The 6561-nt window shown below is 68.1% G+C and carries 8 protein-coding genes; 6 read left to right on the forward strand and 2 right to left on the reverse strand.

Annotated elements, in window-relative coordinates:
- Positions 1-40 precede the first annotated feature (40 nt).
- On the reverse strand, positions 41-640 hold the full coding sequence (gene pdxH, locus G5A07_RS15260) for a pyridoxamine 5'-phosphate oxidase (protein WP_049435253.1): 600 nt from the start codon (positions 638-640) through the stop codon (positions 41-43).
- A 40-nt stretch (positions 641-680) separates the two neighbouring features.
- On the opposite strand from pdxH, the gene G5A07_RS15265 reads away from it, so the two are divergent.
- Entirely contained in the window at positions 681-1508 is an 828-nt protein-coding gene (locus G5A07_RS15265) for a kinase (RefSeq protein ID WP_191863546.1), read from the forward strand.
- Positions 1509-1514: 6 nt separating this feature from the next.
- Here the strand turns inward: G5A07_RS15265 and G5A07_RS15270 are convergent, their stop codons facing one another.
- Complete coding sequence (locus G5A07_RS15270; RefSeq protein WP_005410663.1) at positions 1515-1718, reverse strand: dodecin family protein; 204 nt, start codon at positions 1716-1718, stop codon at positions 1515-1517.
- A 98-nt stretch (positions 1719-1816) separates the two neighbouring features.
- On the opposite strand from G5A07_RS15270, the gene G5A07_RS15275 reads away from it, so the two are divergent.
- From G5A07_RS15275 to mdtD, 5 genes are all read left to right on the forward strand, one after another.
- Positions 1817-2359 carry a shikimate kinase gene (locus G5A07_RS15275; protein ID WP_010482764.1) on the forward strand — a complete coding sequence of 181 codons (543 nt, stop codon included), beginning with the start codon at positions 1817-1819 and terminating at the stop codon, positions 2357-2359.
- Positions 2356-3468 carry a 3-dehydroquinate synthase gene (gene aroB, locus G5A07_RS15280; protein ID WP_191863547.1) on the forward strand — a complete coding sequence of 371 codons (1113 nt, stop codon included), beginning with the start codon at positions 2356-2358 and terminating at the stop codon, positions 3466-3468. Before G5A07_RS15275 ends, aroB begins: the two co-directional genes overlap by 4 nt.
- A gap of 120 nt (positions 3469-3588) precedes the next feature.
- Positions 3589-3828, forward strand: a complete 240-nt coding sequence (locus tag G5A07_RS15285) for a WGR domain-containing protein (protein WP_019336384.1) — start codon at positions 3589-3591, stop codon at positions 3826-3828.
- A gap of 26 nt (positions 3829-3854) precedes the next feature.
- Positions 3855-4937, forward strand: a complete 1083-nt coding sequence (gene hemE / locus G5A07_RS15290; protein WP_019336385.1) for a uroporphyrinogen decarboxylase — start codon at positions 3855-3857, stop codon at positions 4935-4937.
- Positions 4938-5029: 92 nt separating this feature from the next.
- A complete protein-coding gene (gene mdtD, locus G5A07_RS15295) occupies positions 5030-6439 on the forward strand; it encodes a multidrug transporter subunit MdtD (protein ID WP_010482759.1) in 1410 nt (469 codons plus the stop codon).
- Positions 6440-6561 lie beyond the last annotated feature (122 nt).

Here is a 6561-nt window from a genome sequence, read left to right on the forward strand (position 1 = left end):
CATGGGCTCGGCTCTACCGCAGCCCCGGCACCGCCCCGACTTACGGATACAACAGGCGCTTGCTCCAGCGCCCTTCGGCACCGGCTTCATAGCACCAGCGTTCGTGCAGGCGGAACTGCGCGCCGTACCAGAACTCGATGCGGTCGGGCACCACGCGCAGGCCGCTCCAACCCTCCGGGCGCGGCACGTCCTTGCCTTCGAAGCGGGCTTCGATCCCGGCAACGCGCGCGTCGAACTCTTCACGCGTTGCCAGCGTCTTCGACTGCTGCGAGGCCCAGGCGCCGATCTGGCTCATCCGCGGACGGCTGGCGAAATAGGCATCGGCTTCGGCGTCGGCCACCTGCTCCACGCGCCCCTCGATGCGCACCTGGATGCCGGCCTCGCGCAGGCTGCGCCACAGGAACAGCAGCGCGGCCTGCGGGTTGGCATGGAGTTCCTGGCCCTTGTGGCTGTCCAGATGGGTGTAGAAGACAAAGCCACGCTCATCGAACGCCTTCAGCAGCACGGTACGTGCCGAGGGGCGGCCGTGCGTATCGGCAGTGGCCACGGTCATCGCGTTCGGCTCGACCTCGCGGCTCTGTTTGGCCTCTTCAAACAGGCCGGCAAACGTGGACAGGGCTTCGGCGTACAGGTCGCTCATGATTGCGTTCTTCTCACACGGATTGGGCTATTGTGGCTGCATGGCCGCTGCTGCGTATATGCCCCAGGTGAAAGGATTCCCCGAAACATTGGCCGAACAGGTACTGGACGATGCACTGGGCAGCGGCGCAGCAGTTCCAGTATTGGCGATCAGCGGCCTGCAGGGGAGCGGCAAATCGACGCTGGCCGCGCAGGTGGTGGCCCGCGCCCAGGCACGCGGCCTGAGCGCAGCCACGCTGTCGATCGATGATGTCTACCTGACCCGCGCACAGCGCCAACGGCTGGCCCGCCAGGTGCACCCACTGCTGATCACCCGAGGCCCGCCTGGCACCCATGACCTGCCGCTGGCCCACGCGGTACTGGATGCAGTGGCCGCACGCCAGCCCTTCGCGATGCCGCGCTTCGACAAGCTGGCCGATGAACGCCTGCCCGAAGCGCAATGGCCGCAGCTGCAACAACCGCTGGACCTGCTGGTGTTCGAAGGCTGGTTCCTGGGCACGCCTGCGCAGGATGACGACGCGCTGGACAGCCCGTTGAACGCGCTGGAACGCGAGGCCGACGCCGATGGCCGCTGGCGGCGCTGGTGCAACCAGGCGCTGGCCCGCGACTATCCGGCGCTGTGGCAGCGCTGCGACCGCCTGTGGTTCCTGCAGCCACCGGATTTCTCGGTGGTACCACGCTGGCGCTGGCAGCAGGAGCAGAACCTGCAGGCCGCGCAGCCGGGCCGGCACGGCATGAGCCGGCCACAGCTGGAGCGCTTCGTGCAGTATTACGAGCGGGTCAGCCGCCAGGCGCTGCGTGCCCTGCCCGCTCTGGCCGACCACGTGGTGGTGCTGGACGGCCAGCGACAGGTGCAGGACGTGCGCTGAGCGCGCCTATTCCACCAGGAAGGTCACCCGCAGGTTGACCCGCCATTCGGTGATCTCGCCACTGCCATTGGTGACCACCTTGGTCTCGTTCACCCAGGCGCCCTGGATGCCCTTGACCGTCTCGGAGACCTTCTTCAGCCCGCTGCGCACGGCGTCCTCCACGCTTTTCGGCGAGGAGGCGGTGATTTCGATGACCTTGGCGACCGTCATGGCCTGTACTCCGGCTGGCGCGGGAGACCCCGCAGGAACGCCTACCCTGACGTGAAGAACGTAAAGGCCAGGGCACGGAGGTGTTAGCATCAGAGAGCATGAATCCTGCTCCGAACCTGATCCTGATCGGCCCGATGGGCGCCGGCAAAACCTGCATCGGCCGCCGCCTGGCCGAGCGCTTCACGCTGGACTTCGTCGACGTCGACCAGGCCATCGTTGATGCCGCCGGCGCCAGTATCCCGACCATCTTCGAGCACTCCGGCGAAGCCGGCTTCCGCAGCCATGAACGCGAGGCGCTTGCGCGCGTGCTGGAAGGCCGCGGCCAGCTGGTCTCCACCGGTGGCGGCGCGGTGCTGGATCCTGGCAATCGTGCACTGATCGCCCAGCGCGGCTTCGTGGTCTACCTGCGGGTCAGCGTGGCCGCGCAGCTGGAACGCCTGGCCCGCGACAAGGGCCGGCCGCTGCTGCAGCGCCCGGACCGCGAGCAGGTGCTGCACGATCTGGCCGCACACCGCGACCCGCTGTACCGCGAACTGGCCGACCTCACCCTCGATACCGACCCGTATACCGCTGCCGACGCGACCGCCCACCTGGTGGTCAAGCTGGCCACGCAATGGCAGCGCCAGGACCTGACCGCATGACTTCCCCCGCCCTGCTGCAGGTCGCCGTTGGCGGCGACCGCCCTTACACCATCACCATCGGCGCCGGTGCCCAGGCCGACGGCGCTGCGCTGGCCTCGCATGTTCGCGGCCGCCACGTGCTGCTGCTCAGTGACAGCGAAGTGGCCCCACGCTATCTGGACGCCGTGAAGCAGACGCTGTTGACCGCACGCCCCGACCTGATCGTCGGCGAGCACGTGCTGGCCGCAGGCGAAGCCTCCAAGACCCTGGCCGAGTTCGGCCGTGCGATCGAAGCACTGGCCGCGCTTGGCGCCACCCGCGACGCCTGCGTGTTCGCCCTCGGCGGTGGCGTGGTCGGTGATCTCGCCGGTTTTGCAGCCGCCTGCTGGATGCGCGGCGTGGACTGCGTGCAGCTGCCGACCACCCTGTTGGCGATGGTCGATTCGTCGGTGGGCGGCAAGACCGCGGTCGACATTCCGGCCGGCAAGAACCTGGTCGGCGCCTTCCATCCGCCGCGCGCGGTCATTGCCGATACCCGCGTGCTGGCTACGCTGCCGCCGCGCGAACTGCGTGCCGGCCTGGCCGAAGTGGTGAAGTACGGCGCGCTGGGCGATGCCGTGTTCTTCGAATGGCTGCAGCAGCATGCCGATGCGCTGATCGCCGGCGAAGACCACGTGCTTTCCGAAGCCATCGCGCGCAGCTGCCGGCACAAGGCTGCCATCGTCGAGCGCGATCCGTTCGAGAAGGGCGAGCGCGCCCTGCTCAACCTCGGCCATACCTTTGGCCATGCCATCGAGACCGAACAGGGCTATTCGGCCCCGGGCCGCGATGCACTGAACCATGGCGAGGCCGTGGCCGTGGGCATGGTGCTGGCGGCGAAGCTGTCCACCGACCTGGGCCTGGCCGAGGATGCCGACCGCGTGCGCCTGCAGGCGCTGCTGGAAAAGCTGCAGCTGCCGGTGGCGATCCCTGCCGGGCTCGACCCGCAGGCCCTGCTGGGCCGCATGCGGCTGGACAAGAAGAACGTGGCCGGCCGCCTGCGCCTGGTGCTGTGGCGCGGCATGGGCCGTGCCGAGGTGGTGCCGGACGTGGATGAGAAGGCTGTGCTGAAGGTGCTGGGCGCGGGCTGACCTTTCCGCGTTCGCCGGGCATGGCCCGGCGCTGACGGATTGTGCTGCGGCATGAAGCGCAGCCGAGCGTGGGCTCGGCTCTACAGGTCCGTGCCGCCCCGGGGCGATACAATCGGCGCCATGCACGTCTACCTGCAACATCCCGACGCCGGTGCGCAGGCACCGCGCTTCCTGCGCCTGAGCCTGCAGCCGGATCTGTTCGGCGGCTGGGAACTGCTGCGCGAAAGCGGCCGTGTCGGTGCCCGCTCGCAGCTGCGGCGCGAGCTGTTCCTGCAGGCCGACGAAGCCCGCCATGCTTTCGAGAAGGCCCGCGATGCCGAACTGCATCGCGGCTTCCAGATCCTTTCGCACGGCGACTGACGCCGCTGCCAACTTTCGTCCAAGGAATGCCCATCGTGACCAGCCCTCTCCGCAATGATCGCCTGCTGCGCGCCCTGCGCCGCGAACCGGTGGACTGCACCCCCGTCTGGCTGATGCGCCAGGCCGGCCGCTACCTGCCGGAGTACCGCGCGACCCGGGCCAAGGCCGGCAGCTTCCTGGCCATGGCCAAGAATCCGGAGATCGCCTGCGAGGTCACCCTGCAGCCGCTGCGCCGCTTCCCCTTGGACGCGGCCATCCTGTTCTCGGACATCCTCACCATTCCCGACGCGATGGGCCTGGAGCTGTACTTCGTCGAAGGCGAAGGCCCGAAGTTCCGCCACCCGGTGCGTGATGAAGCGGCCATCGCCAGGCTGGCCGTGCCGGACATGGAACAGGACCTGGGCTATGTGATGGACGCGGTGCGCCTGATCCGCCGCGAACTGGATGGCCAGGTGCCGTTGATCGGCTTCTCCGGCAGCCCGTGGACGCTGGCCTGCTACATGGTGGAAGGCGGCGGCAGCAAGGACTTTGCGCGCATCAAGGCGATGGCGCTGAACCACCCCCAGGCCCTGCACCGCCTGCTGGAGGTCACCACTGAAGCGGTGATCGCCTACCTCGGCGCGCAGCGTGCGGCTGGTGCGCAGGCGCTGCAGGTGTTCGACACCTGGGGTGGCGTGCTGTCGCCGTCGATGTACCGCGAGTTCTCGCTGCGTTACCTGCAGCGCATTGCCGAGGGCCTGGAGCGTGGCGAAGGCAGCGAGCGCACGCCGCTGATCCTGTTCGGCAAGGGCACCGGCCTGCATCTGGAAGCGCTGTCGCAGACCGGCGCCGATGCGCTGGGCCTGGACTGGACGCTGGACCTGGACGAGGCCATGCGCCGCACCGGTGGCCGCGTTGCCCTGCAGGGCAACCTCGACCCGACCACGCTGTACGCCTCGCCGGATGCGATCGCCGCCGCTGCCGCACGCGTGCTCGACACCTATGCCGCGGGCAACGGTGGTTCGCGCGAGGGCCATGTGTTCAATCTTGGCCATGGCATGTCGCCGGACATGGACCCGGCGCACGTGCAGGTGCTGGTCGACGCGGTGCACGCGCACAGCCAGCGCTGAACCTTGCGCATGCGGTTGCGGCGCGATGTTGATCGCGCCGTGACCCGCAGTGCGCGATCATGGTCTCCCCCACGCTGCACCGGCCGCGCCCCATGTCCACATCGCCATCGACCTACAACCGCCAGCGCCCCCTGCTGTGGTTGGTTTCGTTGGCGATCTTCATGCAGATGCTGGACTCGACCATCGTCAACACGGCGTTGCCGGCGATGGCCGCCAGCCTGGGCGAAAGCCCGCTGCAGATGCAGTCGGTGGTGTTCAGCTATGCGCTGGCGGTGGCTACCTTCATTCCCGCCTCCGGCTGGATCGCTGACCGCTACGGCACCCGCCGCACCTTCCTGGTGGCGATCATCCTGTTCACCCTCGGCTCGCTGGCCTGCGCGCTGGCCCAGCACCTGCACCAGCTGGTCGGTGCGCGCGTGCTGCAGGGCATCGGCGGTGCGATGCTGCTGCCGGTCGGTCGCCTGGCGGTGATGCGTTCGGTGCCGCGCGAGGATTTCCTGCGTGCGATGAGCTTCATCGCCATCCCCGCGCTGGTCGGCCCGTTGATCGGTCCCACGCTGGGTGGCTGGCTGGTCGAGATCGCCTCGTGGCACTGGGTGTTCCTGATCAACCTGCCGATCGGCGTGATCGGTTTCATCGCCGCGATGAAGATCATGCCCGACCACTACGCCAGCCATCGCACCCGCTTCGACCTGCGTGGCTACATCATGCTGGCCTTCGCGATGGTGGTGCTGTCACTGGCGCTGGACGGCATCTCTGGACTCGGCACGCCACATGCGCTGGTGATGCTGATGACCGTGGCCGGCCTGGCTGCGCTGGTGGGCTACTGGCTGCACGCCGCCAACTCCACCGCTCCCTTGTTCTCGCTGGCCCTGTTCCGCGTGCCCAGCTATCGCATCGGTATCCTCGGCAACCTGTTCTCGCGCATCGGCAGCAGCGCCATGCCGATGCTGATCCCGCTGCTGCTACAGGTCGGCCTGGGCCTGGGCCCGATGAACGCCGGCCTGATGATGGTGCCGGTGGCAGCGGCCGGCATGGTGTCGAAGAAGCTGGCGGTAAAGCTGGTTGAGCGCTACGGCTACCGCCGCGTGCTGATGGTCAACACCGTGCTGGTCGGCCTGGCGATGGCCAGCTTCATCCTGATGACACCGGGCCAACACCTGGCGTGGCGCCTGCTGCAGCTGGCGTTCTTCGGTGCGGTCAATTCGCTGCAGTTCACCGTGATGAACACCGTGACCCTGCGCGACCTGGACCGCGAATTCGCCAGTTCCGGCAACAGCCTGCTGTCGATGGTGATGATGCTCGCCGCTGGTTTCGGTGCCGCCGCTGCGGGCAGCCTGCTGGCCGCGTTCGGCAACCACCTGGACAGCAACAGCGCGACCGCGGCGCTGCATGCGACGTTCCTGTGCGTGGGCGCGATCACGCTGACTTCGACGATGATCTTCTGGCAGCTGCCCGATACCAAGCCGGAGCCACGGCAGGTCGAGCACGTCGCGGAGTGAGGGTGGTTCGGCAGGGCCTGCGGCCCTGCACCTGCAGAGGCTTCAAGCCAAGGCAACAGCAACGGCAAAAGCAGGCATTCCGTGGGATGGCGGGGCGGTGTGGGCTTGCAGGACACGCCGTA

The organism is Stenotrophomonas sp. AS012628 (assembly GCF_010608305.1).
GTDB lineage: Bacteria > Pseudomonadota > Gammaproteobacteria > Xanthomonadales > Xanthomonadaceae > Stenotrophomonas > Stenotrophomonas geniculata.

Excerpts from the sequence above, each read along its gene's own strand:
- hemE (WP_019336385.1), top strand. The coding sequence starts at position 3,855 with ATGCCCATCGTGACCAGCCCTCTCCGCAATGATCGCCTGCTGCGCGCC.
- G5A07_RS15275 (WP_010482764.1), top strand. The coding sequence starts at position 1,817 with ATGAATCCTGCTCCGAACCTGATCCTGATCGGCCCGATGGGCGCCGGC.
- pdxH (WP_049435253.1), bottom strand. The coding sequence starts at position 640 with ATGAGCGACCTGTACGCCGAAGCCCTGTCCACGTTTGCCGGCCTGTTT.
- aroB (WP_191863547.1), top strand. The coding sequence starts at position 2,356 with ATGACTTCCCCCGCCCTGCTGCAGGTCGCCGTTGGCGGCGACCGCCCT.
- mdtD (WP_010482759.1), top strand. The coding sequence starts at position 5,030 with ATGTCCACATCGCCATCGACCTACAACCGCCAGCGCCCCCTGCTGTGG.
- G5A07_RS15270 (WP_005410663.1), bottom strand. The coding sequence starts at position 1,718 with ATGACGGTCGCCAAGGTCATCGAAATCACCGCCTCCTCGCCGAAAAGC.
- G5A07_RS15285 (WP_019336384.1), top strand. The coding sequence starts at position 3,589 with ATGCACGTCTACCTGCAACATCCCGACGCCGGTGCGCAGGCACCGCGC.
- G5A07_RS15265 (WP_191863546.1), top strand. The coding sequence starts at position 681 with ATGGCCGCTGCTGCGTATATGCCCCAGGTGAAAGGATTCCCCGAAACA.